25 protein-coding genes are annotated in these 25,201 nt (G+C 70.8%); 8 read left to right on the top strand and 17 right to left on the bottom strand.

The window, feature by feature from the left end; all coding sequences use genetic code 11:
• Positions 1 to 349: 349 nt before the first annotated feature.
• Positions 350 to 973: a DUF305 domain-containing protein gene (locus ACIRG9_RS05390; RefSeq protein WP_402850563.1), complete on the top strand. Its 624-nt coding sequence runs from the start codon at positions 350 to 352 to the stop codon at positions 971 to 973.
• Positions 974 to 1,053: 80 nt separating this feature from the next.
• On the opposite strand, the gene ACIRG9_RS05385 is transcribed toward ACIRG9_RS05390, so the two are convergent.
• Together ACIRG9_RS05385 and ACIRG9_RS05380 are read right to left on the bottom strand one after the other, a co-directional pair.
• The gene (locus ACIRG9_RS05385) at positions 1,054 to 2,769 is read right to left on the bottom strand and encodes an LVIVD repeat-containing protein (protein ID WP_402850561.1); all 1,716 of its coding nucleotides are present in this window, start codon (positions 2,767 to 2,769) and stop codon (positions 1,054 to 1,056) included.
• Between the two features lie 411 nt (positions 2,770 to 3,180).
• Positions 3,181 to 3,381 carry a hypothetical protein gene (locus ACIRG9_RS05380; RefSeq protein ID WP_402850559.1) on the bottom strand — a complete coding sequence of 67 codons (201 nt, stop codon included), beginning with the start codon at positions 3,379 to 3,381 and terminating at the stop codon, positions 3,181 to 3,183.
• Positions 3,382 to 3,484: 103 nt separating this feature from the next.
• Here ACIRG9_RS05380 and ACIRG9_RS05375 point away from each other — a divergent pair, with 103 nt between their 5' ends.
• Positions 3,485 to 6,127 (top strand): M36 family metallopeptidase, encoded by a 2,643-nt coding sequence (locus ACIRG9_RS05375; RefSeq protein ID WP_402850557.1) that lies wholly within the window; start codon positions 3,485 to 3,487, stop codon positions 6,125 to 6,127.
• 281 nt (positions 6,128 to 6,408) lie between these two features.
• On the top strand, positions 6,409 to 7,677 hold the full coding sequence (locus ACIRG9_RS05370; RefSeq protein WP_402850554.1) for a cation:proton antiporter: 1,269 nt from the start codon (positions 6,409 to 6,411) through the stop codon (positions 7,675 to 7,677).
• 10 nt (positions 7,678 to 7,687) lie between these two features.
• Here ACIRG9_RS05370 and ACIRG9_RS05365 read toward each other — a convergent pair whose 3' ends face one another.
• Positions 7,688 to 8,182 carry an MmcQ/YjbR family DNA-binding protein gene (locus ACIRG9_RS05365; protein WP_402850552.1) on the bottom strand — a complete coding sequence of 165 codons (495 nt, stop codon included), beginning with the start codon at positions 8,180 to 8,182 and terminating at the stop codon, positions 7,688 to 7,690.
• Positions 8,183 to 8,401: 219 nt separating this feature from the next.
• Positions 8,402 to 10,714 (bottom strand): hypothetical protein, encoded by a 2,313-nt coding sequence (locus tag ACIRG9_RS05360; protein WP_402850550.1) that lies wholly within the window; start codon positions 10,712 to 10,714, stop codon positions 8,402 to 8,404.
• Positions 10,715 to 10,860: 146 nt separating this feature from the next.
• On the opposite strand from ACIRG9_RS05360, the gene ACIRG9_RS05355 reads away from it, so the two are divergent.
• Genes ACIRG9_RS05355 through hypF form a run of 5 tightly spaced genes read left to right on the top strand, consistent with a single transcriptional unit; the run spans position 10,861 to position 15,041 of the window.
• Complete coding sequence (locus ACIRG9_RS05355) at positions 10,861 to 11,238, top strand: helix-turn-helix transcriptional regulator (protein WP_402850547.1); 378 nt, start codon at positions 10,861 to 10,863, stop codon at positions 11,236 to 11,238.
• Between the two features lie 10 nt (positions 11,239 to 11,248).
• On the top strand, positions 11,249 to 11,863 hold the full coding sequence (locus ACIRG9_RS05350) for an SIS domain-containing protein (RefSeq protein ID WP_402850544.1): 615 nt from the start codon (positions 11,249 to 11,251) through the stop codon (positions 11,861 to 11,863).
• Positions 11,860 to 12,090 carry a HypC/HybG/HupF family hydrogenase formation chaperone gene (locus tag ACIRG9_RS05345; protein ID WP_402850541.1) on the top strand — a complete coding sequence of 77 codons (231 nt, stop codon included), beginning with the start codon at positions 11,860 to 11,862 and terminating at the stop codon, positions 12,088 to 12,090. Before ACIRG9_RS05350 ends, ACIRG9_RS05345 begins: the two co-directional genes overlap by 4 nt.
• Entirely contained in the window at positions 12,087 to 12,749 is a 663-nt protein-coding gene (locus tag ACIRG9_RS05340; RefSeq protein WP_402850538.1) for an SIS domain-containing protein, read from the top strand. The genes ACIRG9_RS05345 and ACIRG9_RS05340 overlap by 4 nt, the downstream gene beginning before the upstream one ends.
• Before the next feature lie 9 nt (positions 12,750 to 12,758).
• A complete protein-coding gene (hypF, locus tag ACIRG9_RS05335; protein ID WP_402850536.1) occupies positions 12,759 to 15,041 on the top strand; it encodes a carbamoyltransferase HypF in 2,283 nt (760 codons plus the stop codon).
• Positions 15,042 to 15,112: 71 nt separating this feature from the next.
• Here hypF and hypE read toward each other — a convergent pair whose 3' ends face one another.
• From hypE to ACIRG9_RS05270, 13 genes are read right to left on the bottom strand one after another with little or no spacing between them, the layout of a single operon-like run.
• A complete protein-coding gene (gene hypE, locus ACIRG9_RS05330) occupies positions 15,113 to 16,264 on the bottom strand; it encodes a hydrogenase expression/formation protein HypE (RefSeq protein ID WP_402850535.1) in 1,152 nt (383 codons plus the stop codon).
• Positions 16,261 to 17,388, bottom strand: a complete 1,128-nt coding sequence (gene hypD, locus ACIRG9_RS05325) for a hydrogenase formation protein HypD (protein ID WP_402850533.1) — start codon at positions 17,386 to 17,388, stop codon at positions 16,261 to 16,263. The genes hypE and hypD overlap by 4 nt, the downstream gene beginning before the upstream one ends.
• Positions 17,389 to 17,400: 12 nt before the next feature.
• A complete protein-coding gene (locus ACIRG9_RS05320) occupies positions 17,401 to 17,673 on the bottom strand; it encodes a HypC/HybG/HupF family hydrogenase formation chaperone (protein ID WP_402850531.1) in 273 nt (90 codons plus the stop codon).
• Between the two features lie 21 nt (positions 17,674 to 17,694).
• Positions 17,695 to 17,796, bottom strand: coding sequence for a DUF6893 family small protein (locus ACIRG9_RS05315; RefSeq protein ID WP_402850529.1), 102 nt, complete (start codon positions 17,794 to 17,796; stop codon positions 17,695 to 17,697).
• A gap of 34 nt (positions 17,797 to 17,830) precedes the next feature.
• Entirely contained in the window at positions 17,831 to 18,034 is a 204-nt protein-coding gene (locus tag ACIRG9_RS05310; protein ID WP_402850527.1) for a hypothetical protein, read from the bottom strand.
• 11 nt (positions 18,035 to 18,045) lie between these two features.
• On the bottom strand, positions 18,046 to 18,663 hold the full coding sequence (locus ACIRG9_RS05305) for a DUF5947 family protein (RefSeq protein WP_402850526.1): 618 nt from the start codon (positions 18,661 to 18,663) through the stop codon (positions 18,046 to 18,048).
• Positions 18,660 to 19,274 carry a hypothetical protein gene (locus ACIRG9_RS05300; RefSeq protein ID WP_402850525.1) on the bottom strand — a complete coding sequence of 205 codons (615 nt, stop codon included), beginning with the start codon at positions 19,272 to 19,274 and terminating at the stop codon, positions 18,660 to 18,662. The genes ACIRG9_RS05305 and ACIRG9_RS05300 overlap by 4 nt, the downstream gene beginning before the upstream one ends.
• Positions 19,267 to 21,066 carry a nickel-dependent hydrogenase large subunit gene (locus tag ACIRG9_RS05295; RefSeq protein WP_402850524.1) on the bottom strand — a complete coding sequence of 600 codons (1,800 nt, stop codon included), beginning with the start codon at positions 21,064 to 21,066 and terminating at the stop codon, positions 19,267 to 19,269. The genes ACIRG9_RS05300 and ACIRG9_RS05295 overlap by 8 nt, the downstream gene beginning before the upstream one ends.
• On the bottom strand, positions 21,063 to 22,184 hold the full coding sequence (locus ACIRG9_RS05290; RefSeq protein WP_402850522.1) for a hydrogenase expression protein HypE: 1,122 nt from the start codon (positions 22,182 to 22,184) through the stop codon (positions 21,063 to 21,065). The genes ACIRG9_RS05295 and ACIRG9_RS05290 overlap by 4 nt, the downstream gene beginning before the upstream one ends.
• Positions 22,181 to 22,720: a hemerythrin domain-containing protein gene (locus ACIRG9_RS05285; RefSeq protein ID WP_402850519.1), complete on the bottom strand. Its 540-nt coding sequence runs from the start codon at positions 22,718 to 22,720 to the stop codon at positions 22,181 to 22,183. The genes ACIRG9_RS05290 and ACIRG9_RS05285 overlap by 4 nt, the downstream gene beginning before the upstream one ends.
• Positions 22,720 to 23,076: a hydrogenase/urease maturation nickel metallochaperone HypA gene (locus tag ACIRG9_RS05280; protein ID WP_402850517.1), complete on the bottom strand. Its 357-nt coding sequence runs from the start codon at positions 23,074 to 23,076 to the stop codon at positions 22,720 to 22,722. Before ACIRG9_RS05280 ends, ACIRG9_RS05285 begins: the two co-directional genes overlap by 1 nt.
• Positions 23,069 to 23,647 (bottom strand): hydrogenase maturation protease, encoded by a 579-nt coding sequence (locus ACIRG9_RS05275; protein WP_402850515.1) that lies wholly within the window; start codon positions 23,645 to 23,647, stop codon positions 23,069 to 23,071. The genes ACIRG9_RS05280 and ACIRG9_RS05275 overlap by 8 nt, the downstream gene beginning before the upstream one ends.
• Entirely contained in the window at positions 23,644 to 25,140 is a 1,497-nt protein-coding gene (locus ACIRG9_RS05270) for a hypothetical protein (protein WP_402850512.1), read from the bottom strand. Before ACIRG9_RS05270 ends, ACIRG9_RS05275 begins: the two co-directional genes overlap by 4 nt.
• Positions 25,141 to 25,201 lie beyond the last annotated feature (61 nt).

Here is a 25,201-nt window from a genome sequence, read left to right as displayed (position 1 = left end):
CTTACCGGCCCCCCACCCCCCTAAACGTCCCCAACCCGTTTGAACACCCGGGGGGGGGGGGGCGGCCCCGCCCCCCCCCCCCCCCCGGGGGGGGCCCCCCCCCGGGGGGGGGGGCCCCCCGCTGCCGCCTCGGGGGCGGACCCGTGTGCACGGACGGCGCGCTGGCGGCATTGGTCTTTCGGGTGAGCCGGGCATCCGTCGGCTCGCGGATGATCAATACCAGCCGGTCGGAAGCCTGGTGACGGCGACGGACATGAGGCACTATGACTTCACTTCTGCGCAGCTCAAGTTAGGTACGTGAATCATGCCTCTGTCTCGTCGCCTGATAATTTCAGCTGTCGTCGCCACCGTGGCCGTTGGCTCGGGAGTGGCCGTCGCCCTCTGGCCCGACAGCGATCCGCCGTACCGTCCGCCGAGTTCGCATGTGGTCCAGCCGGGCGCCCCCGGCCAACCGGGCAGATCCCTGTCGGGCAACGAGCTGTCCCAGGTTGCGCCGCCCGGGTTCACCGCGGCCGACACCCTGTTCATCGAGGGGATGATCCCGCACCACGCCCAGGCGCTGGAGATGACCGCGCTCCTGCAGGGGCGTACCACCAACCCGGACGTGACCCTGCTCGCCAAGCGGATCGACGTCTCGCAGCGGGACGAGATCGCGCGGATGCAGCGGTGGCTCGACGAGCGGAACGTGCCGAGCAAGGGGCCGCACACGGGTCACGCCGGGCACGAACTCATGCCGGGAATGCTCACCGACGCGCAGTTCGACCAGCTCAAGAAGGCGCGCGGCGCGGAGTTCGACCGGCTGTTCCTGACCTTCATGATCGGCCACCACCAGGGAGCGCTGAAGATGGTGGAGGAGCTCTACGCGACGGGTGGCGGGCTCGAGCCGGCCAGCGACCAGTTCGCCCGCGAGGTCAACGCCGACCAGGGCATCGAGATCCAGCGGATGCAGGAGATGCTGGCCAAGCTGCGCTGACCTCGACACGGGGCGGCAAAGGCGAAGGGCACCTCGACTCGATGGCTTCGAGTCGAGGTGCCCTTTCGGTCAGCGGCAGATCAGAGCGAGTCCGCCAGGTCCAGGACCGCCTTCTTCAGCTGCTGGTGCTCCGGCGCGCCCAGCTTGTTGGAGAGTGCCCGCAGCTGCGCGTCAGCGGCGGACCGCTTGCCCTCAGCCGCGAAGCCCTCGGCCCGCTCCAGGAACTTGTCGACCTGCGACTTCAGCGGGTGGCCGATGGCGTCGGCCCGCACCGCCTGGTCGTAGTACGCACGCGCGACCGCGAAGCTCGGCGTCCAGGCGATCTTCGGCTGGCCCTGGGCGTTGAACTGGCCGAGCTGCACCTCCGACGCGGCCTTGATCTCCGCCGCGGACAGGTACTGACTGGGCGTCAGCTTGAACACGTCGAAGCCGCGGGCGATCTCGTTGCCGTAGAGGTTGCCGTTGTACCAGTACGCCGACCAGAACCCGCCGAGCACGAGCGAGTTCGGGTTGACCGGCCCGCGGTCGAAGAACGCGATCTCCTGCGGGTGAGCCGAGTCGGTGAAGTCGAACACCGAGATGCCGCCCTGGTACCAGGCCTGCATCATGATGTCGCGACCGGGCACCGGAATCAGCGACCCGTTGTGCGCGACGCAGTTCTCCTGCAGCGTCTGCGGAACCGGCAGCTTGTAGTAGCTGGCGAACTTCATCTTCCCGCCGACGATGTCGAAGATCGCGTTCGCGCCCCACTCCGGCAGGTCGGTGTTCCGGCAGCGGGCACCGCTACCGCCGCCCCACTCGTCGGTGAAGATCACCTTGGTGCCGTCGTTGTTGAACGTCGCCGAGTGCCAGTACGCGAAGTTCGGGTCGGACACCTCGTCGATCCGGCGGGGGTTCGCCGGGTCCGAGATGTCGATCAGGATGCCGTTGCCCTGGCAGGCGCCGGCGGCCAGCCCGATCTCCGGGTACGCGGTGATGTCGTGGCAGGCGTTGGTGTTCGGCGTGGGCGACCAGTTCGATCCTGACGGGTGCTGGGGCGTCTGGGGCCCGTTCTGCAGACCGTCGATCCGGCCGGTCGCCGGGTCCGTGAACAGCCGCGACTCGGTCACCACGGCGGCCTGCTGAGGCGCCGCCACCGGCACCTTGATGACCTCGATCCGCCACCGCGACGGGTTGTCGCCGTTCGCGGCGTTGTTGTTGCAGCCCTCCATCGTCGTCGCCGGGCGCACCGAGGTCGTGCCCGAGACGTAGACGTAGACGTTGCTGGCGTCCTTCGGGTCGGCCACGACCGTGTGCGTGTGCGAGCCGCGGCAGAGCTGAACCGCCGAGACCTGCACCGGGTTGCGCACGTCGCTGATGTCGAAGATCCGGACGCCCTGGAACCGGGTGCCGACGTTGGCGTTCGTGCCACAGTCGACCCGCCCGCGGGTCTCCTCGACCGACATGAAGAGCAGGTTGCCGTGGACCGAGAGGTCACCCTGCCCGCCCGGGCAGACAACGCTGGTGACCAGCTGCGGGTCGCTGGGCTTCGAGACGTCGTAGATGTTGAAGCCGTTGTAGTTGCCGGTGAACGCGTACTTGCCGCCGAAGGCGAAGTCCGAGTTGTAGAACCCGCCGTTGCCGGGGTTCGCCGGGTCGACCATACCCGCCGGCTTGTCGCGGTGCGCGACCTGCTCCAGGTTGCTGATCGCCGACTGCGCGTCGAGCCAGCCGGCGCCGAGTCCGATGCGTGGATCGTTCTCCGCCGCCGAAGCCGTGCCGGGCAGCACGCCAACCATGAGGATTCCTGCGGCCATCAGGCCGAGGGCTTGACGCCCCCGGCGTGGCCCAATTCCCAATCGAAGTTTCATCTGCCGCCTTCCGATCGAAAGACCTGACGCGCCGTCCAGATGTTGGGAGAGGCGCGTCGTGTGAGTAAGGACCGTACCGGCGATCGGTCATGGGTCAAGAAGGCGGCGAGGTATGCGCGTATTTGCGTAAGTAAACTTAGTGCGTAGTCGTGATGAGAGCTGGCACAGCCGACCACAGTCGATCGGGCTCAGTCGGTCGGCGCCGCCGCTGGCAGGGCTTTTGTGGATCCCCCGCTGCCCAGGAGCGCGTCCCCGACCGGTGGGCCGGAGGTCGCGACATGCGTAGGAGTGGCTGCTCGAAGATTCCGCCAACCGTCGGATGATCGGCCACAAGCCAAGCATTAACGTCGATGCAATTCACCTTGCCCGGGTCTGACTGCTGAACGTGATCGCCGGGCGGGCGTCGCGGATCAGCGTGGCGGGCCGCTTGTGGCGGTCGTGGATCGGCGCTTCGTGCTGTCCTGTCCAACCCCCGAAGGGAGCAGCGGTGCCCCCGTATCTGTCCCGTGGTCGACGCCATGCGGCGTTGTTGTTGTCCACGACGTTGGTGGCGTCCATGACCACCTTGTCGGCGAAGCCTGCGTGGGCTGAGTCCGATCAGGCCCCGGCGAGTCCGATTTTCTTGACCGGCCCGAACGAGGGTGCGCCGAACGACATCGCGATGCGGTATCTGCGGGCGCATCCGGCTGACTACGGCGTGAGTGCCGCGGATCTGTCGGATCTGGTGGTGTCGTCGAGTTACACGAGTCGGCACAGTGGGGTGACGCATGTCAACCTGACGCAGCGGCACGAGGATCTGGAGGTCTTCGGCGCGACCGCGACGGTCAACGTCGCCCGTGACGGCAGTGTCGTGTTTGTTGGTGACACGCTGGAGTCGGGTCTGGCCGGCAAGGCGTCCGGTGGCGCGTCGCTGGGCGCGGTGGAGGCGGTGGAGGCTGCGGCCGACGCCTTGGATCTGGCGGATCCGAAGAACGCGAAGGTGATGAGCCGTAGTGGTGGTGCGGCTCAGCGGACGGTGGTGTCCGAGGCTGGGATCTCGGATCAGCCGATTCCGGCGAAGCTTGGTTGGCAGCCGACCGCTGACGGGCTGCGGCTGGCCTGGCAGTTGGTGATCGATGATTCGTCGGATGCCCACCTGTGGAACGCGGCGGTGGATGCGGAGACGGGCAAGCTGCTCAACGCCGACGACTGGACCACCCACGAGAACGCCGAGGAGGTCGCCAGCAACCTGGGCCGCAGCGTGACGTCGAAGTCGACGACGCTCAGCCCGGCGAGCCCCGGCACGAACAACCCCGTCCAGGACGGGTCCAGCTACCGGGTGCTCGCCGCTCCCACCGAGAGCCCGAACGACGGGCCGCGGACCCTGGTGACCAACCCGGCGGACGGCACCGCCTCCCCGTACGGCTGGCACGACACCAACGGTGCCGCGGGTGCCGAGTACACCACCACCCAGGGCAACAACGTCCACGCCTACCAGGACCAGGACAACAACAACGCTCCGGACTTCGGCAGCAGCCCGGAGGGCGGGGCGAACCTGAACTTCGACTTCCCGCTCGACCTGGCCGAGCACGCGCAGAACTACCGGGATGCGGCGACCGCCAACCTGTTCTACTGGAACAACATCATCCACGACGTCACCTACCAGTACGGTTTCGACGAGGCGTCGGGCAACTTCCAGACGAACAACTACGGCCGGGGCGGCACGGGCGGCGACTACGTCCGCGCCGAGGCGGCCGACGGCGGCGGCACCAACAACGCGAACTTCTCCACCCCGGCGGCCGACGGCGGCACCCCGCGGATGCAGATGTACCTGTGGCCGGGCACCCAGTTCGGTGACCCGAACCAGGTCGTCGTGGACGGCGTGGGCTCCTTCAACGCGTCGTACTCGCGGTTCTCCGCCGCGCCGACCGTGGCCGGCCTGCCCGGGCACCAGTTCGTCTACGCCGGCACCGGCTGCACCGCGGCCGCGTACCCCGCCACGCTGCCCTCGGGCGGCTGGATCAGCGTGGTCGACGGCGGCACCACCGCCTGCACCTACCTGCAGCGCGCCCAGGTCGCCCAGGCCGCCGGCGCCAAGGCAGTGGTCATCGCCCACAACGCCACCGGCGCCGCCCCGGTCCTCACCGGAGCCATGACGACCGCGCCGGTCACCATCCCGGCGGTCGCCGTGACCCAGGCCGACGGGGCTGCCATCAAGGCCGCCATCGCCGCCGGCACCGTCGCCGGTTCGGTCCGCAAGAACCCGAACCACCCCGGCATCCGGGACGGCGACCTCGACGCCGGCGTGATCCTCCACGAGTACACCCACGGCATCTCCAACCGGCTCACCGGCGGCCCGGGAGTCAACTGCCTCAGCGGCGACGAGCAGATGGGCGAAGGCTGGAGCGACTACGTCGCGCTCACCCTGCTGCTCGACCCGAAGTTCGACACCGCCGACGGCCAGCGCGGCATGGGCCCGTACGTGCTGTTCCAGGACGACCGGAGCGGTGCCGGCATCCGGCCGCGGCCGTACTCGCGGAACATGGACATCCAGCCGTTCACCTACGACAGCATCAAGACCGGGGGCTGGCTGAACGGCACCTCCCTGGCCGCGCCGCACGGCATCGGCCACGGCTGGACCTCGGTGCTGTGGGACATGACCTGGAACCTGATCGATCGGCACGGGTTCAACCCGAACATCTACGACCCGTGGAGCAGCGGTGGTAACAACCTCGCCCTCCAGCTGGTCATCGACGGGTTGAAGATTCAGGGTTGTGGTCCGGGCTTCGTGACGGGTCGTAACGCGATCATCGCGGCGGACGCGGCGTTGACCGGTGGTGAGAACGCCTGCATCATCTGGGGTTCGTTCGCGCGTCGTGGCCTGGGTTACAGCGCGGTGCAGGGCACCACGAACCGTAACGACAACACCGAGGCGTTCGACACTCACCCGTCGTGTCGGGGTGATTTCGTGGGTCGTGGTGCGCAGCCGGCGTTGAACACGGTCGTCGCGGGTGACGCGGCGCCGATGAAGTTCAGGTTGGCCGCCAACCGGGGTCTGGACATTCTGGCCAGTGGTTCGCCGTACTCGCGGCTGGTGGACTGTGACACCCTCAGGACGGTGAACCCGGACGGGTCGGTCACGCCTCGGCCGACTCCGGTCGCGGCGCGGAACCCGGGTGGGTCGCACATGTCGGTCAACGCCAACGGTCAGTACAACTACCCGTGGAAGACCGACCCGTCGTGGGCCGGCACCTGCCGCGAGTTCGTGCTGACCCTCGACAACGGATTCCAGTACCGCAGCTACTTCAAGTTCATCGCCGGCTGATCACCGGCACCGGCACCGACTGAGGCCGGAGGGAGCGTCCCGAAACGGAACGCTCCCTCCGGCCCGATGCTCATCGGGTCCGGTGTGAGTCACCGGACAACGATCTTTATCCGTGATTGCTTTTCTTGTGACAGCCTCGTTTCGTCCATTGCTGGCCGAGCTGGCACATTGCTAGCCTCACTCCGCAACGCATCGATGCTTGACAAATTCTCGTCGATCGCGTCCTTTCGGAGGGTGGCGTGCAATCACTCGCTAGCCACAGTGAACTCACAATTGCCACGGTGTTGGCCGATGTCGCCATTGTTCTGATCGTCGGTCACCTCTTCGGCCGCTGGCTGCGCCGGATGGGGCAACCGGTGGTCATCGGCGAGATCCTCGCCGGCATCGCGCTGGGTCCGAGCCTGCTCGGACTGCTGCCCGGTAACCCGACCGAGGTGATCTTCCCCGCTGCCGCCCGGCCCTACCTGAGCGCGATATCCCAGGTGGGGCTGCTGCTCTTCATGTTCCTGGTGGGCTGGGAATTCGATCGCCGGGTCCTGGCCCGGCGTAAGGTGATGACGCTGTCGGTCTCGCTCACCTCGATCGCCCTCGCATTCACCCTGGGCGTCGGGCTCGCCTCGTTGATCTACGCCGACCACGCCATGGTCGCCGGCAAGCGAGTGCCGTTCGTGGTGTTCGCGCTCTTCCTCGGCGCGGCGATGTCGATCACCGCGTTTCCGGTGCTGGCGCGCATTCTCAAGGACCGGGGCCTGGTGAACACCGAGGTCGGTGCGCTCGCCCTGGCCAGTGCGGCGATCGACGATGTTCTCGCCTGGTGCATCCTGGCGCTGGTCGCGGCGATCGCCGCCGCCCGCGACGGCACCGACCTGATCCAGATCGCAGCGCTCTCGTTCGCCTACATCGCCGTCATGTCCGCCGTGGTGCGCCCGGTGCTGGCGGCCTTCGTCCGCCGGGTCGCGTTCCTCAACCGGCCGGCCTACCTGGCGATCTTCGTCGCTGCCGGGGTGTTCCTCTCGTCCTTCGCGACCACCTGGGTCGGCATTCACGCCATCTTCGGCGCGTTCGCCTTCGGCTTCATCATGCCGCGCGAGCCCGTCAAAGAACTGCGGCAGCAGATCCAGGAACCATTCGAGAACATCGGACTGGTGCTCCTGCCGGTTTTCTTCATCGTCACCGGCCTGGGCGTCGACATCGCCTCGTTGACGCTGGCCAACTACGTGCAGCTGGCCGCGATCATCCTGGTCGCCTGCCTCGGCAAGACCATCGGGGCCGCAACTCCGGCGCTGGCTCTCGGCCTGACCGGCCGAGACGCCCGCACCCTGGGCATCCTGATGAACACCCGCGGCCTGACCGAACTGATCGTCCTGAACGTCGGCGTGAGCCTCGGCGTACTCGACAAGCAGATGTTCACCATGATGGTGATCATGGCGCTGGTCACGACGGCGATGGCCGGACCGCTCCTGCCGAAGCTGGCACGGACGCCGCTGACTGACTCTGGCCGCAGCGCAGCTCGCGAAAGCCTGGCCGCCAACGTGGCCAAGCGTAGTTAGGAGTGGCTTGTCAGGTCGGCGTGCCGGCTGCGCCGGCCTGACCCTCCACCCGGTTGGTCCGGACCGTCCGGTCGGGCTCGCGCGGTGCGCCCGGCGGGGTGACCTGGGCGACCAGTTTCCTGGGCGCAAGCAGGCAGTAGCTCTCGGTGAGCAGCTCGCCGACCTCGTCCCAGTCGGTCTCGTCGTCGACGGCCATGCCGAGGACGTCGGCACCCCAGCCGGGCGCGTAGAACGGATCACCCTGCGCGAGCAGGGCGTGGACCTCGTCCCCCGGTGACCGGAACGTCAGGACGCTGAGAGGCTCGGCCGCCCCGGCCGCCCCGGCCGCTCGGGCCCGCGCCAGCTGGTGGTCGGGACCGACGGTGAGCAGGTGGGCGAAGGTCCGCTTGCGTACGCGCCAGCGGACACCCACCCAGGCCGGCTCCTCGTAGGTCTCGGGCAGCCCGAGGCAGATGGGCCGCAGTCGATCGAGAAACTCGGGCGGTACGTCTGCGCGGTCGGTCACGACCGGCACGCTAACCGCGCCCTCCGACATTTCCGCCGGCACGGGTGGGTCGGCACGACCGCCTCGCCGGCCACCGGGTTCGCAACCAGTGAATTCGGGCGGCGGCGGTCCCACAGCACGGCGCGAGGGTAGCGGCGTGCGGCGATCGCGACCAGCAGCATGGCCGCGGTGTCCTCGACGAAGGCCAGCGGCCCGGGATGCCGGTCAGGAGGCGGAGGATCAGGGCGGCGGCGGGGAGCCGGGCGGTGGCGGGGGTTCCGGTCCCGCCACAGGATTGCCCGTGCTGGCGTGTCCAGCCTGCTCGGCGAGGCAACGCACGGCCGCCTGGTATTCCGGCTGGGTGTGGTAGGGCCAGTGGCGCTCTACCGGTGGTGGCACGGTGTCGGCCGGGTCGATGGTGACGGCACGCGGGTCGCGGAGCCGGATGTCGACGGCGCCGGCCGCCGGGTTGCCGCAGCTCGGCAGCGCGCCCCGGTGGTGGCCGAAGATGGGACCGCCGACCGGATCCGTGTCCCGCCAGAGGTTGCGCCAGCGCCAGTCGAGTCGGTCGCCCAGGTCGCACAGGGCCTGATCGCCGAAGTAGGCCGGGTACAGGCGGGCGTAGATTCGGCGCAGGGGGCAGCCGTAGGTCAGCAGGGCGACGCTGGGCAGGGCGGCCGGAGGAAGTTGCAGGATGGTGGCCGTGGCCAGCACCGAGCCGTGGCTGTGCCCGGAAATGACCACCGTGCCCCGCGAGGCGAGCGCGGAGACCCGCTTGGCCAGTTCGGGCACCGCCCGGGCGGCGTAGCAGGGCGGCGCGAAGGGGTGCACCGTGCGGGGCCAGAAGGTGCCCAGGTCCCACACGATGGCCACGAGGCGCCGGGTCTCCCGCGATCGATATGCGCGATAGCCGACGAGGATGAGGCCGACGACGAGCACGCTGATGAACCAGATTCCGGCGTCGGTGACGTACGCGGCGAGCAGACCGATGCCGTCGTGCGTCCCACTGAGCCGGCTCACCAGCTCGGTGGGACCAATCCCGAGCAGGTCGAGAGCGACGGTGGCCAGACCCAGTGCGGAGACCACGAAGAACACGACCAGCATCGGTCCGAGTTCCTCGGTCACCTGGGACCTGGCGACGGCGGTCCGCACCAGGCCCACCCGGGCCGCCGCGTCCGGAGGCACGTGCGGGAAGTCCCGCTCGATGATGCGTTCGGCCAGGCCGCGCCGGCGGCGGCGGGTGAGCAGGACGGTGGCGGCGGCCGCCGCGGTGACGATCAGCAGCGCGGCCAGCCCGGCGAGCGCCGCCCACCAGTACGCGACCGGCGGCTCCAGGGGGCCGAAGGCGGGCGGATTCGGCCGGATCGGATCGGGGATGTAGCCCCGGTCGAGCTGGTCGGCGACGCGGAAGACCAGCGTGGCGGTGAAGGCCGCGGCGATGCTGACCGACATGGCCGAGACGACCGGCGTGCCGAGTCCGCGTAGCAGTGGCCTGCTCTCGGTCGGGGCCGCCTGCCGGCGTGACCGCGCGAGGGTGACCACGGCGATCGCCACCAGCAGGACGCCCTGCGTCGCGATCAGGCCGGCCGTGCTGCCCTCGTAGCCCGGTAGTTGCCCGACCACCGCCTCGTGGATCGAGCGGGTGAATATCGCGTACGCCAGGCTCAGGCCGGTCACCGCGGCGACGGCCGCCCACAGCGGGCGCAGCAGGCGCCGGGCCTGCGCCGGGCCGGCCGGCACGGGTAGGCAGAGCAGCGCCGCACAGAACGCCACCAGCGCGGCGGCGGCGTAGAGCAGCAGCAGCCGGATCGTGCCGTTCTCGTCGCCGGACAGGCCGGCGAGCAGGCTGACGTCGACCGTGCCGGCGCCGATCCCGACGTGGACCTGGCGCAGCCAGGAGGTGATCCGTTCATCGTCCCAGAAGCCGGGCGTGGAGAGGCTCTCGGTCTGCTCGGAGGGCTTCGGTTCCGGTGAGGTCGGGCCGAAGCCCTCGAACGCCTGCGCCGACCGGGCCCCGATCGTCCAGCACAGGCGCAGCGCCAGCAGCGGAATCAGCGACAGCAGGGCCAGGCGCGGCCCCACCGGCAGCGTGACGAGCCAGGACAGGTAGGACCGCCCCTGGCGGCACTCGGCGTACGGTACGCACTGCCAGCCGACGAGGTTCACCGTGACACCGATGATCGCGAGCATGAGTGCGGCGGTGAGGCTGCCGGCGAGCAGCCGGCACAGCGCGCCGAGCAGACCGAACCGGTCGGCCGACTTCGGGCGCAGCCAGATCGCGAGGTTGCCGAGCATGAACGGCAACAGCAGCAGCATGGACGCGGTGCGCACGGCGGCGCCGGCGGTCAGCGAACCCCAGCGGTACGCCTCGACGACGATTCCGGGGGCGGCACCGCCGGCCGGACCGGTTCCCGGCCTGGGCCGGTAGAACCCGGCGTGCCGGTCCCCGGCGACGCGCACCACGATCGGGTGGTCGAGGATCTTGTCCGCCGACGCGCCGGACACCCCGTGCACCCGCAACTCGACGGCCTCACCCTCAGGTGCTGTGCCCACGCGGTCAGGGTCACAGACCGGCGACGCCGTCCGCTGCTGAATCTGTTGATTCGTCCGCCTGAATGGGATAAACCGGCATGTTCTATCCCTTTTTGTGCTTAGCTGCACGGAGCAAACAGTGGCCCGGACGGGGGGAGGGATGAGGCGTGCACGGGCGTGAACTGCGGAGCCTGTTGTCCCCGTTCCTCCTGCTGCTGATCCTCGAACGGCCCGGTCACGGGTACGACCTGATCGAGCGGCTCGAGACGATGGGCGTGTCCGACGTCGAGCCGGGCCACGTCTACCGGGTGCTGCGCGGCCTGGAACGCGACCGGTCGGTGACCTCGGCCTGGGAGACGGACCGCACCGGGCCGGCACGCCGGTGCTACACGCTGACCGCCCAGGGGCACGACGACCTCCGCTCCTGGGCCACCCACCTGACCTACCTCAACCAGGTCGTCGACGCCTGCGTACGGCGCTCGGCGGACGCCCTCGATCGGGCGGCCCGGGCCGGGCGTCGCGATCCCTACGCCGTTCGCGGCTGACTGGAGGACCATGCGATCTCCCGTGCCACCCGCGGTCGACGAGGCGTTCGCCCGGCGGCTCGCGCCCGGGGAGGCGCTCGCCGCCGACGCGGAGCGGATCGCCCGGGCCTGCCACGAGATGGCCGTGCGGTTCCACCGTGGCGGCAAGCTGATCGTGTTCGGCAACGGCGGGCCGGCAACGGACGCCCAACACATCGTCGTCGAGTTCGTCCACCCGGTCATCGTGGGCAAGCGGGCGCTGCCGGCGATCTCCCTGACGAACGACGCGGCGACCCTCACCGGGATCGCCCGCGCGGACGGCTTCGACGAGGTGTTCGCGGCGCAGCTTCGGCTGCTCGCCGCACCGGAGGACATCGCGCTCGGCCTGTCCGCCGACGGCCGGTGCGCCAACGTACGCCACGGGCTCGTGACCGCCCGCGACCTGGGCCTGCTCACCGTCGCACTGCTCGGCGGCGACGGTGGTGACATCGCTCGTGACGCGGTCGCCGACCACGTCGTCGTCGCCCGCTCCGACGATCCGTGCATCGTCAAGGAGGTGCACGTGACGATCTATCACATTCTGTGGGAACTGGTGCACGTGTTCTTCGAGCAGCCGGGCGTGCTGGAGCGGGAGGCGGCCCGGTGAGCGGACCGACCGGCCCGGTTCCGGAGTGCCCCGACGACCACTGCATCACCTGCTCGGACGCGGCGGTGACCGTCCGGGTCCGCGAGCTGACCGGTGACGGCCTGGCGGTGGTCGACACCGAGGCCGGCCCGGAGGAAGTCAGCGTCGCCCTGGTCGAGGCGGTGCCGGGCGACATCGTGCTGGTGCATGCCAAGGAGGCGATCGCAGTGGTGGACAGGACCCGATGAGCACCCGGGTCGAAGGCGCCCTCGGGGCGCTCTATCCGTTCCTCGACGAACGCCCGGCCGACGTGGACGCGGTGCTCGCCGCGGTCGCGGCGTCCACCGCCGAGAAGGCCGCGGAGATCGTGGCGTTGCGCGGGTCGCTCGTCGCCGAGCACGGCGAGCGGTTGGTCAACTGCGCCCGTCGCTGCGCCGCGGCCTTCGCGGCCGGCGGCAGGCTGTTCGCCTTCGGCAACGGCGGAAGCAGCACGGACGCCCAGGACGTCGCGCAGCTGTTCCTGCACCCGCCGAAGGCCGCCCGCCCGTTGCCGGCCATCTCGCTGACCCACGACGTCGCCCTGATCACGGCACTCTCCAACGACGTGGGTTTCGACGTGGTCTTCGCCCGGCAGGTGGCGGCGTTCGGCCGCCCCGGGGACATCGCGGTGGCGTTGTCCACCAGCGGCGGCTCGGCCAACGTCCTGCGCGGGCTCGCCGAGGCGGCCCAGCGGGGCCTGGTCACCGTCGGCATCGCCGGATACGACGGCGGCCGGATGGCCGAATCCGACATCGACCACCTGTTCGTGGTGCCGTCCGCATCCGTGCACCGGGTGCAGGAGGCGCAGACCACCCTCTATCACGTGCTCTGGGAACTCATCCAGCAGGCCCTGGCCAGGGAACTCTGACCGGCTGCCATGGGCCAGGTCAGCGTGGCGCGGCTGCACGTCCGCGTCGAGGGCATCGTGCAGGGCGTCGGCTTCCGCCCGTTCGTGCACGCCCTGGCGACGGAACACCGCCTCGCCGGGTTCGTCGGCAACGACACCGGCGGCGTCTTCGTCGAGGTCGAAGGGGACGGGCACCGTCTGGCCGCCTTCGTCGCGGACCTGCACCGCCGCGCACCCGCGCTGGCCCAGGTGGAGCGGGTCACTACCGAACCCGTCGTGCCGACCGGGCAACCCGGCTTCGTCATCGTCACCAGCGTCACCGGCACCGGCCGGGACGCTTTGATCTCCCCGGACACCGCCACCTGCCGGGACTGTCTCGCCGAGCTGTCCGACCCGGCGGACCGCCGGCACGGCTACCCGTTCACCAACTGCACCAACTGCGGGCCGCGCTTCACCATCGTCACGGATGTGCCGTACGACCGGCACGCCACCACCATGGCCGCGTTCCCGCTCTGCCCGGACTGCGCCGCCGAGTACGCGGACCCGACCGACCGCCGCTTCCACGCCGAGCCGGTGTGCTGCCCGATGTGCGGCCCTACCCTGCGGTTCGTCACCGCGGCCGGCGACCCGGTCCCCGGCTCGCCCTTGGACGGCGCGGTGCGGTGGCTGCGCGACGGGCGGATCGTCGCGGTCAAAGGGCTCGGCGGCTACCACCTGGCCGTCCGCGCCGACGACGAACGGGCCGTCGCCACGCTGCGGGCCCGCAAGCACCGCGAGGAGAAGCCGTTCGCCGTGCTGGCCGCCGACCTGGCGGCGGCGCGTGACCTGGTCGACGTGGCACCGGCGGCCGTGCCGGTGCTCACCGGCCCACGGCACCCCGTGGTGCTGCTGCCCCGCCGCCCGGACGCCCCGGTCGCCGCGTCGGTGGCGCCGGACAACCGCGACCTGGGCGTCATGCTGCCGTACACGCCGTTGCACCAGCTGCTGATCGGCCGGCTCGGCATGCCGATCGTGCTGACCAGCGGCAACGTCTCCGACGAACCGATCGCCCACCGCGACGACGACGCCCGGGCGCGGCTGGCGGGCATCGCCGACGGCTTCCTGACGCACGACCGGCGCATCCACGTCCGCACCGACGACTCCGTGGTACGCGTCTTCCGCGGCCGGGAACTGCCGGTGCGCCGGTCCCGGGGGTACGTGCCCGCGCCGGTGACCGTGCCGTGGCGGTTCGACCGGCCGGTGCTCGCCTGCGGCGCCGAGCTGAAGAACACCTTCTGCCTGGCGAAGGGACGCCGCGCCTTCGTCTCGCACCACATCGGTGACCTGGAGAACTTCGAGACGCTGCGGGCGTTCACCGACGGCATCGAGCACTTCGGCCGGCTGTTCGGCATCCGGCCGCAGGTCGTCGCCCACGACCTGCACCCCGAGTACCTGTCGACGAAGTACGCGCTGCGGCGCGAGGACGTCGAGCTGGTCGGCGTGCAGCACCACCACGCCCACATCGCCGCCTGCCTGGCCGACAACGGCGAGCCCGGCCCGGTGCTCGGCGTCGCGTTCGACGGCCTCGGGTACGGCTCGGACGGCACCCTCTGGGGCGGTGAGCTGCTCGTCGCCGACCTGGCCGGGTTTCAGCGGGTCGGCCACCTCGACGCGGTGCCCCTGCCCGGCGGGCCGGCCGCGATCCGTGAGCCGTGGCGGATGGCCGCGGCGTACCTCGACGAGCTGTACGGTGACGCGCCGCCGGACCTGCCGGTGCTGCGACGGAACGAGCGGCGCTGGCCCGCGGTGGTGGCGTTGGCGCGCAGCGGGCTGAACTCGCCGCGAACCTCCAGCGCGGGTCGGCTCTTCGACGCGGTCTCGGCGCTGCTGGACCTGCACGATCGCGTCAGTTACGAGGGGCAGGCCGCCATCGCCCTGGAGCAGCGGGCGGACCGCGACGAGCGCGGCGGCTACCGGGTCGAGGCGTCCGGCCCGGTGCCGCTCGCCGACGTCGGGCGCCAACTGGTCCGCTGCGTGGTCGACGACGTGCTCGCCGGCGTGGACCGGGGCCGGATCGCCGCGCGCTTCCATCACGGCCTCGCGGACGCCGTGGTGCGGGCGGCGGCAGCCGCCCGGGACGGCACGGGTCTGACCAGCGTGGCGCTCTCCGGTGGCGTGTTCCAGAACGTGCTCCTGCTCGACCGCGTCGTGTCCGCGCTGGAGGCAGCGGCGTTCCGCCCGCTCGTGCACTCCCGGGTGCCGCCCAACGACGGCGGCATCTCCCTCGGCCAGGCCGTGGTCGCCGCCGCCCGCCGCTCCGCCGACGTCGGTTGATCAAGAAGTTTGCGTCGGGCCAACGCCGCCGGCAGACGCAAACTCCTTGATCAACAGGGGCGGGCGCGGGGTCAGCAGATGCGGGGGAGGGGGTCTCCGACGAGGAGGTCGACGACGCGGGTGCCGCCGAACGCGGTCTTGAGCAGCACGAGGCCGGGCGGATCGGCGGCGACGTGACCGATGACGGCCGCGTCCTGGCCGAGTTCGTGACGGCGCAGCGCTGTCACGGCCGCCTCCCCTTGCGCCCCGTCGATCACCGCGACGAAGCGTCCCTCACAGGCGACGTAGAGCGGGTCGATGCCGAGCAGCTCGCAGGCCCCGGTGACGGCGGGACGCAGCGGCACCGCGGCCTCGTCGACGACGACGGCGACCTCCGCGGCCTGCGCGACCTCGTTGAGGACGGTCGCCACGCCGCCCCGGGTGGCATCGCGCAGCAGCCGTACGCCGGGCACCGCGTCCAGCAGGGCCGCCACGAGACCGTGCAGCGGCGCGGTGTCCGAGACGAGGTCGGCCTCGATGTCCAGCTCACCGCGGGCGAGCATGACGGTCACGCCGTGGTCGCCGATCGGCCCGGAGACGATGATCGCGTCGCCGGGTCGGACCTGCCCGGCGCCCAACGTCACCGGGCGCTCCAGCAGGCCGACCCCGGCGGTGTTGACGTAGCAGCCGTCGGCCTTGCCGCGCTGCACCACCTTCGTGTCGCCGGTGACCACCTGGACATCGGCCCGCCGCGCCGCCTCGGCCATCGAGGCGGTGATCCGTTGCAGGTCGGCGACGGGAAAGCCCTCCTCGAGGATGAACCCGGCCGACAGGTACAACGGACGGGCGCCGCTCACCGCGAGGTCGTTGACCGTGCCGTTGACGGCGAGGTCGCCGATGTCCCCGCCGGGGAAGAACAGCGGCGACACCACGTACGAGTCGGTGGTGAAGGCCAGCCGGTCGACGCCCGGGCGGAGCACCGCCGCGTCGTCGAGCGCCTCCAGGATCGGGTTGCGGAACGCCTCGACGAAGATCCCCTCGACCAGGGTGCGGGTCGCCTTCCCGCCCGCGCCGTGCGCGAGGGTGACCCGGGGCTCCCTGATCCTCGGCCTGCGCCGGCGGGCCTGTTCGATCCGCTCCAGCACCTGCTGCTCCGCCGACAGCGGGCCAGGTGCCCGGTCGGCCAGGCCCGCGGCCTCGGCTACGGCGCGCTCGGCCCAGTCCGCGGTGCGTTCGGTCGTCATGTCCGCACCGCCTCCGTCAGTCGCCGCCGGGTGAACCGGCCGAAGTTGTAGTAGGCCGCACAGGCGCCCTCCGAGGAGACCATGCACGTGCCGATGGGCGTCTCGGGCGTGCACGCGGTGCCGAACACCTTGCACTCCCAGGGCTTGAGCACTCCCTTGAGGACCTCGCCGCACTGGCAGGCCTTCGGGTCCGCCACCCGCACCCCGGGCACGTCGAAGAGTCGCTCGGCGTCGAAGGCCGCGTACTCGTCGCGCATCCGCAGCGCGGAGTGGGAGATGAAGCCGAGGCCGCGCCACTCGAAGTACGGCCGCAGCTCCATGACCCGGCCGATGGCCTCCAGCGCCCGCAGGTTGCCGTCCCAGGGCACCACCCGGGTGTACTGGTTCTCCACCTCGCAGCGGCCGTCGGCGAGCTGCTTGAGCAGCAGGTAGATCGACTGCAGGAGGTCCAGCGGCTCGAAGCCGGCGCACACCAGCGGCTTGCCGTAGCCGCGGGCGATGAACTCGTACGGCCGGCACCCGATGACCGTGGAGACGTGCCCGGGCCCGAGGAAGCCGTCGAGGCGCAGGTCCGGTGAGTCGAGGATCGCCTTGATCGCCGGCAGGATCGTGACGTGGTTGCAGAAGACCGAGAAGTTGTCGATCCCCTCGGCGGCCGCCCGCAGCACGGTCATCGCCGTCGACGGTGAGGTGGTCTCGAACCCGATCGCCATGAACACGACCCGGCGGTCCGGATTGTTCCGGGCGATCTTCAGGGCGTCCAGCGGCGAGTACACCATGCGGATGTCGGCGCCGGAGGCCTTGGCGTCGAAGAACGAGCCGTTCCCGCCGGGCACCCGCATCATGTCGCCGAACGCCGTCAGGATGACCCCGGGCTCGTGGGCGATCGCGATGGCGTCGTCCACCCGGCCCATCGGGATCACGCACACCGGGCAGCCCGGCCCGTGTACCAGCGAGACATTCTCCGGCAGGTAGTCCTCGATCCCGTGCTTGTAGATGGTGTGCGTGTGGCCGCCGCAGACCTCCATGAACTTGTACTGCCGGCCCGGCTCGCACAACGCGGCGATCTGGGTGGCCAACGCCCGGGCCCGGTCCGCGTCGCGGTACTCGTCAACGAAACGCATCTGGTCGTTTCCCTAGGTGATGTCGGACTCGGCGAGCGCCTGCAGCTCGTCGGTGTACGCCTGCCCGAGGCCGTTCAACAATGTCAACGTGGCGGCGGCCTCGGCTTCGTCGATCTTCGACATGGCGAACCCGACGTGGACGAGCACCCAGTCGCCGATGCCCACCTGGTCCTGGCCGAGCAGGCCGATGTTGATCGCCCGCCGGACGCCCACGACGTCCACGATGGCGAGATCGTCGTGACCGGCCTTGATCTCGACGATCTCGCCCGGGATCCCTAGACACATCGGCTGGTTCGCCCTTCCCGCTCACATCTTCTCGATCTTCAGGTAGCGCCGTACCGCCGGCAGTTCCTTCCAGAACAGGCCGACAACGGCCGCGCCGGCCAGCAGCGCGAACAGCTTCCGCATGGCTCATCTCCTCCTCGGTCCCGCCCGGCTCCGCTCAGCCCGGCGGGAGGTTCGGCATGATCGGCAGGATCGGGCCGTGTTTCTTGGGCCGGATACCGGTCGAGCGGCGGGCGTCCACCGTTCCGTCGTCGTGGTGACCGGCCTGCCTCGTTCTCCGCGAGTTGCCCTCCTCGATGCCCTTGGTGTGCGCCGGCGCGTCGAGTTCGACATCGGGATCGCCGACCCGGATCTCGCCCATTCCTGCCCCCTTCATCCGTGGTTGCCGGACGGCCGACCGTGCCGCCGGCCGAGGTCGTCGAAGAACCGGGGGATCTCCCGCCACACCGCGCCGCCCCCCGACATGCCGGTCCAGTGCCGGCGGATGAGCGCCACCAGCCGGAAGCAGTCGTCGACCGGCACCAGCCACTGTTGGCCGGCGCCGTGGCGCGTGCCCGCCCACACCAGCAGCGCCTCCACCCGTGGTCTCAGCTCGGCGAGCGCGGGGGATCGCGCCTCGGCGGCCCGCCAGGCATCGGCGTCGATCTCCGACTCGGTCGTGCCGAGGGGACTCGGGTAGTGCCCGAACACCCGGCCGTCACGCTGCTTGACGAAGAACGCCAGACCGACCGGCACGCCGAGCTCGTCGGCGGCCGGACCCGCCAACCGGGTGCCGCGGGTGGGCACGAGCTGGTACCGCTCGCCGCCGGCCGCCTCCCGGTCGAACAGCAGGGAGCACGGCGCGCAGGCGCAGATCAACTCCCGGTCCTGCTCGTCCCACACGTGCCGGTGCTCCGCGCCGACCGGGCCGGCGCACATTCCGCACCGTTCGGCCGAGGCCGTACGCTGCCCGGCACGGCGGATCGCCCGGCGCAGCGCGCCGGTCGTCACGCCGTGCCTCCCGGCGTCGGCGGCCCGGCGACCTGCGGCATCCGGTCGCCCGCCGCCGGCCGACCGGCCGGCGTCCCGTCGGGCCGCCGCCACAGGGTGGCGACCGGGATCAACGCCGGAGCCGCCGCGGGGGCCACCACGTCGACCGTGGAAAGCTCCGGGGCGAACGTCAACACCTGTTCCCGTACGAGGTCACGTAGGGCCGCGGTGCCGCACGAACTCGCCGACAGGCTGATCGTCGCCACCTCGTCCCCGACGCCGACGAGCGTGATCTCGGCGCCTTGCGTGCGCAGCTGCGGCCGCAGATCGTCCACCGCCCGGGCCACGCGCCGGTCCAGCGGATCCGGGTGGATGCGGTGCAACAGCAGCAGGTGCCGCAGCAGCTCGTCGGCGGTGAGCCGGTCGAGCGCGGGACCGCTGTCCGCGACGAGGTCGGTGACCCGGGCCAGCGCCTCGCCGTACACCCCGGTCAGCAGCTCGACGGCCTCCAGCGCCAGCTCGGCGGTGCGCCCGGGGGTCTGCTCCAGCTGACCGAGCACGGTGTCCAGGCGGGCCAGCCGCGGCTCGACGGCCCCGTCGTCGAGCCGCTGCACGTCCGGCTGTTCAGCCATGCGAGGCACCGAACATCGGTGAGTGGATCTTTTTGAGGGTACGGCCGCCGCCGACGTACATGTGCACCCCGCACGGCAGGCAGGGGTCGAAGCTGCGTACCGCGCGCATGATGTCCACGCCCTTGAAGTTGTCCGGGCCGTTCTCCTCGAAGATCGGGGTGTTCTGGATCGCGTCCTCGTACGGTCCGGGCGTGCCGTAGCTGTCGCGGGGACTGCCGTTCCACGGCGTCGGCGGATACGGGTGGTAGTTGGCGATCTTGCGGTCCCGGATCACGATGTGGTGCGACAGGATCCCCCGGACGGCCTCGTGGAAGCCGCAGCCGATGGCCTCGTCCGGCACCTCGAACTCGGCGAAGACCCGCATGTCGCCGCCGCGCATCCGCGCCATCGCCTGCTCCAGGAAGTGCAGCGCCATCGCCGCGGCGTACGCGATGAAGTAGGCGCGCGAGCGGTCCCGCTCCAGCGCGTTGGACCAGCGCGGGATCTTCCACTCCAACGTCGTCTCGGGCAGGGTCCGGCTCTTCGGCAGCGAGATCAGCACACTGTGCCCGGTCGACTTGACGTACGGCGTGTCGACCAGCTTCGCCAGCGCGGTGGTGTACAGCCGGGCGAAGCAGCCGCCGCCGGTGTCCAGTGCGAGATGCTGCCCGCTGTTCTTGTCGAACCAGCGGGGGCTCATCACCCAGCTGTACTTGTCGTTGAAGTCGCGCTTGCCGGGATCCGGGAGGGTGGTCTGGTTCCAGGGGTGGCGGATGTCGACCGGGTTGCCGAGCGGGTCGTACCTGACGAACGGTTCCTCCTGGCCGGCCCAGTCCTTGTAGTAGGAGCTGCCGAGCAGGATCCGCATGCCGAGGTTGATGTCGACCAGGTCGGTGGTGAGCAGCTTGCCGTCGACGACGATGCCGGGGGTGACGTGCATCGCCCGCCCCCAGTTCGACATGTTCTCGTAGCGGTAGTCGACGACGTCGGGGTCCTGGAAGGAGCCCCAGCAGCCGAGCAGGACCCGGCGCCGGCCGACCTCCTCGTAGCCGGGCAGCGCCTCGTACCAGAAGTCGAAGATGTCGTCGTTCATGGCGACGGCCTTCTTGACGAAGTCCAGGATGCTGATCAGCCGGCTCAGGTAGTCGGTGAACAGGGTCGGCTGCGGCATGGTGCCGACGCCGCCGGGGTAGACCGTCGACGGGTGGACGTGCCGGCCCTCCATGAGGCAGAACATCTCCCGGGTGGTCCGGCTGACCTTCAGTGCCTCCTTGTAGACCTCGCCCTCGAACGGGTTGTAGGCCCGCATGATGTCGGCGATCGTCCGGTAGCCGTGGATGTCGCGGCCCGGCGCGGCGGTGGCCTCCGCGCGGGCGAGGACGCTGGGGTTGGTCTGCTTGACCATCGCCTCGCAGAAGTCGACGAAGACGAGATTGTCCTGGAAGAGGGTGTGGTCGAACATGTACTCGGCGGCCTCGCCGAGGTTGATGATCCACTCGGCCAGCGGCGGGGTCTTGATGCCGTATGCCATGTTCTGCGCGTACACCGAGCAGGTCGTGTGGTTGTCGCCGCAGATGCCGCAGATCCGGCTGGTGATGAACCCGGCGTCGCGCGGGTCCTTGCCCTTCATGAACACCGAGTAGCCGCGGAACAGCGATGACGTGGTGTGGCACTCGGCGACCACGCGGTTCGCGAAGTCGATCTTCGTGTAGACGCCGAGGTTGCCGATGATCCGGGTGATCGGATCCCACGCCATCTCCACCAGTTCGCCGGGTTTCGCGGCGGCGGCCGGCTTCGGTTTCGTCGCGGTCAAGGTTTGTTCCTCTCCATCGCGGCCTGTCGGCGGGGATCCGCCGGACCGTACGGACGCCACCGGGGGTTGTAGCCGCTGGTGAGCTCGGGACCGTTGTGGTGCCACTTCGGTTCCCGGTTCGCGGTGGCGTTGGTGATGCCGCGCAGCCGGCGGACCAGGGCGCCGTACGGCTTGATGAGCAGTGCGGACAGGCTGCCGCCGGGTGGGATGTCCATGAACGGCATGAACTTGTCGGGGAAGCCCGGCATGGTACAGCCGATGCAGATGCCGCCGACGTTGGGGCAGCCACCCACGCCGCCCATCCAGCCGCGCTTGGGGACGTTGCAGTTGATGACCGGCCCCCAGCAGCCGATCCTGACCTGGCACTTGGGTGAGTTGTAGTCCTTGGCGAAGTCGGCCTGCTCGTAGTAGGCGGCCCGGTCGCAGCCCTCGTGCACCGTCTTGCCGAACAGCCACTGCGGCCGCAGCATGTGGTCCAGCGGCGGGGGCGGCGCCGAGCCGGCGGCGTGGTAGAGCACCCAGGTCAGGGTCTCCATGAAGTTCTCCGGCTGGATCGGGCAGCCGGGCACGTTGACGATCGGCAGGCCGCCCTGCGACCGGAAGTCCCAGCCGAGGTAGTCGGCCAGGCCCATGCACCCGGTCGGGTTGCCCGCCATGGCGTGGATGCCGCCGTACGCCGCGCACGTGCCGGCGGCGACGACCGCCCACGCCTTCGGCGCAAGCTGGTCGATCCACCAGTTCAGGGTCAGCGGCTCACCGGTGCGCTCGTCGTTGCCGAACGAGGTCCAGTACCCGTCGCCGTTGATGTTCTCGTTCGGGATCGACCCCTCGATGACCAGGATGAACGGCTCGCGCATCTCGCCACGGGCCGCCCTCCGGTACGGCGCGAGGAACTCCTCGCCGCCAGCCGCCGGCGACAACACCTTGTTGTGCAGGTTGACCTTGGGCAGACCGGGGACGAGACCGAGCACGACGTCCTCGATCGCCGGCTGCTCGGACGCCGTCATCGACACGGAGTCCCCGTCACAACTCATGCCCTCGGAGATCCACAGAATGGTGACCTCGTCGAACCCGTTCTCCTGCGGGATCACCGCGGTGTCGCGCGTCTGCTGTGTCATGTGCGGGGCCTCCCTTGCATCCGATCCCGGAGCCGGTCGTAGATGGCCGCCACCGGCGCCGCGACGGCCAGCGCCGGTGGCTCGTCCGGCGCGTGCGGGTGCGGGCGCGTCGGGGCGCGCTGCTTGCCCTGGTCGATCTCCTGGCCCAGCTCGCGGAGGGCCTGCTCGTCGGCCTGCGAGCACAGCAACGGCATGAGCTCGTTCTCGTCGTCGTGCACATGCCGGGCCACGGCGGAGGACAGCCGCTCCATCAGCTCGTCCTGCCCGGGATCGCCGGCCCGGCAGCGGTCCAGGTCGAGCAGCAACGCCTTGATCGGCTGATGTCCGGCGAGGTGCCGGTCGACCTGCCCGTCGGCCAGCACCCTGGCGGCGAACGGGTAGAAGAGCACCTCCTCGAGCGCGGCGTGCTTCGACAGTTCGCGGACGAGGATCTCCACGACGGCACGGCGCTGCGCGGCCGATTTCGCCGCCCGATAGTCGCGGAACAGCTGTTCGACCACGCGATGGTCGTGCCGCAGCAGTTCGGTGGCCTCCATCAGACCGCTCCCAGTGCGGCGGCGTCCACCGTGATGGACTCCAGCACGACGTCGTCGTCGCCGGTGACATCGATGTCGACGCCCCCGCACTGCGGGCAGGCCACCATCGCGAGGTGGTCGGTGATCGGGCCGTCGCGACCGCATTCGTGACAGCGGACCGTCATCGGTTCCAGGACGAGATCGACGGCGGTGTCCGCGGCGACCGTGCCGGCCGCGGCGACCCGGATGCCCTGCGTGACGACAGCGGGGTCGACCGGGTGGCCGCCGATCCGTACCCGCAGGCCGGTGACCCGGCGCCCGGCGGCTCGGCGTACCGCCGCCGCCACGATCGCCTCCGACAGACCTGTCTCATGCATCGGCGGTCACCCCCTTCTCGGCTGCTCTCTGCTCGGAACGCTCCTGCTGACCGGTCTCTTCGGCGAGCCGCGCGGCCTGCTCCTGCGCGATCCCGACCACCGTCCGGACCGCCTCGTCGACCGCGCCGGCGACCGGCGCCGACAGCCCCATCCGCTCGTCGAGGACGGCGGGTTGGCAGCCCACCACGAGGACGCGACCGATGCTGCCGCCGAGGCTGCGCAGCAGGCGCAGCACCGACTCGGGATCCATGCCGTGCCCGTCGGCGGCCGGCGCCTCCAGCACGTCCGACGGCCGCAGGGTCCAGCCGGGGTCGTCGAGATCCACCTGCAGGACGGCCAGCGTCCCGGGTGGTTCGTCCAACGGCAACGCGTCCACCAGGACCAGCACGTCGTGGCGGCCGTCCAGCAGATCGTAGGCCAGGTGCATGCCCCGGATCCCGTAATCGGACACATCCACCCGGGCCGGGAGGACGGCGTCCCGCAGGCGCCCGACCACCTCCACGCCGAACGCGTCGTCGCCGAGGAAGATGTTGCCGATGCCGGCCACCAGGACCCGCCCGCCCCCGCTCATCGCGACCGGACCTCTCCGGCCGGGACCTCGCCGGACCTGACCTCTCGCGACGGGACCTCGCCGGACGGGACCTCTCCGGGGTGGGCCTCGACCGCTTCGGGCAGCGGTTCGACCTCGTCGGGGCGGAAGTGCCGCAGGCGGCCGTACCACTGGTGCAGGTCCGCGCCCGGGTCGTCGTCGACGGTCACGGCCAGGAACCGCGTCCCGTCCACGTCGAGGAGCACCTGCGCCACCTGGGCGGTACGGCCGGCCAGGAACATGTCGTGCGCGTCGGTGCCCCGCCGGCGCGGTCTCAGCCGGACCCGGCTACCGCGCCCCAGCCGGGTGCCCGCCACGAGGACGGTCTCGGCTTCGGGCTCGACCGCCGGTTCGGCCCCGGGCTCCCACCAGGAGGTCCGTTCGGCGGCCTCGGCGGCCTCGGCGGGCGGGCGGGCGGGTGCCAGCGAGCGGATGGCGCCGTGCAGCCGTTCGAGGACCTCGGGCGGCATCGTCTCCACCCGGTCGAGAAGCGCCGCGGCGCGGGGGTCGGTCGCCCGGACCTCGCGCTTCTCGGCGTCGGAGAGGGTGAGCGTACGCAGCGACAGGATCTCGTCGATCTCGGTCGCGTCGTGCAGGTCACCCGGGCTCTCCGGGGCGATCCGCGGATGGTCGTAGAGGATGACGGGTGACGACAGGAGGGCGTCGGCGGCGCCCGGCTCACCGGCGAGCACCGGAAAGGTGTGCACGTTCCGGCACTCCCGGGCCGCGTCCGCCGCCCACTCGGGCGGGTCGAGCAGCGACAGGAACCGACCCTGGTCGACGGCGATCAGGGTGTGCGTCGCGAGCAGGCAGCACCGCAGCGCCTCGGCACGCCGGCTGCCGGCCGGGGTCGACCGGTCGGTGTTCTCGACGCGCACCGTGAGCCGCAGCAACCGGAACGGCGCCTGACACGGGTCGACGGAGACGCTGACCGACGCGGACAGCGGAGAACGGCGGCGCACCACCCGCCCCACCGGCTCACCCCGCCCGTCGGCCAGCACCTCGACGTCCTCGCCTCCGGGCACCCGGACGTCGAACCGGTGCCCGCGCCGTAGCTCGCCGACCGGGGCTTCGGTGTCGAACTCCTGCGGGACCGCCTCGTCGAAGCTGAGTTCGGTGCGACCGCCGACCTCGACGCGGTCGACCGGCCGGTGGCCGCCGCCGGCAGTCCGCTCCTCGACCGCCTTGCGTTGCAGGTGCAGGAAGCGCAGCCTGATCCGGACGATCGCGCTGTCCGGGGCTTCCATCAGGCTCTGGGTCTGCTGCCACGGCGACTCCGCCGAGCCCGCCACGCCGCTGTCGACCAGGCCGTGCGCCTCACCCCAGGCGGGCGGTACGAGGACACCGAACTGCCACCGCACCCGGTTCTTCCCCGACGACCGCCGGTAGGGGTAGAGCAAGTAGCCCTCGTACAGGATCGCGTCGGCGACCGCCTCGGCGCTGCCGAAGCCGGCGCTCGAACAGCGCGGATGCATGCCGTCAACCCCCTCGGTGCGAACCGTCACCCCGGTCTAGCCCGGCGCGGGGGGTGTCCGT

It is taken from the genome of Micromonospora sp. NPDC093277 (assembly GCF_044765245.1).
Lineage (GTDB): Bacteria > Actinomycetota > Actinomycetes > Mycobacteriales > Micromonosporaceae > Micromonospora.
Note: the sequence above shows the minus strand (reverse complement) of the source record. Positions and strands in the feature narration are given on the sequence as shown.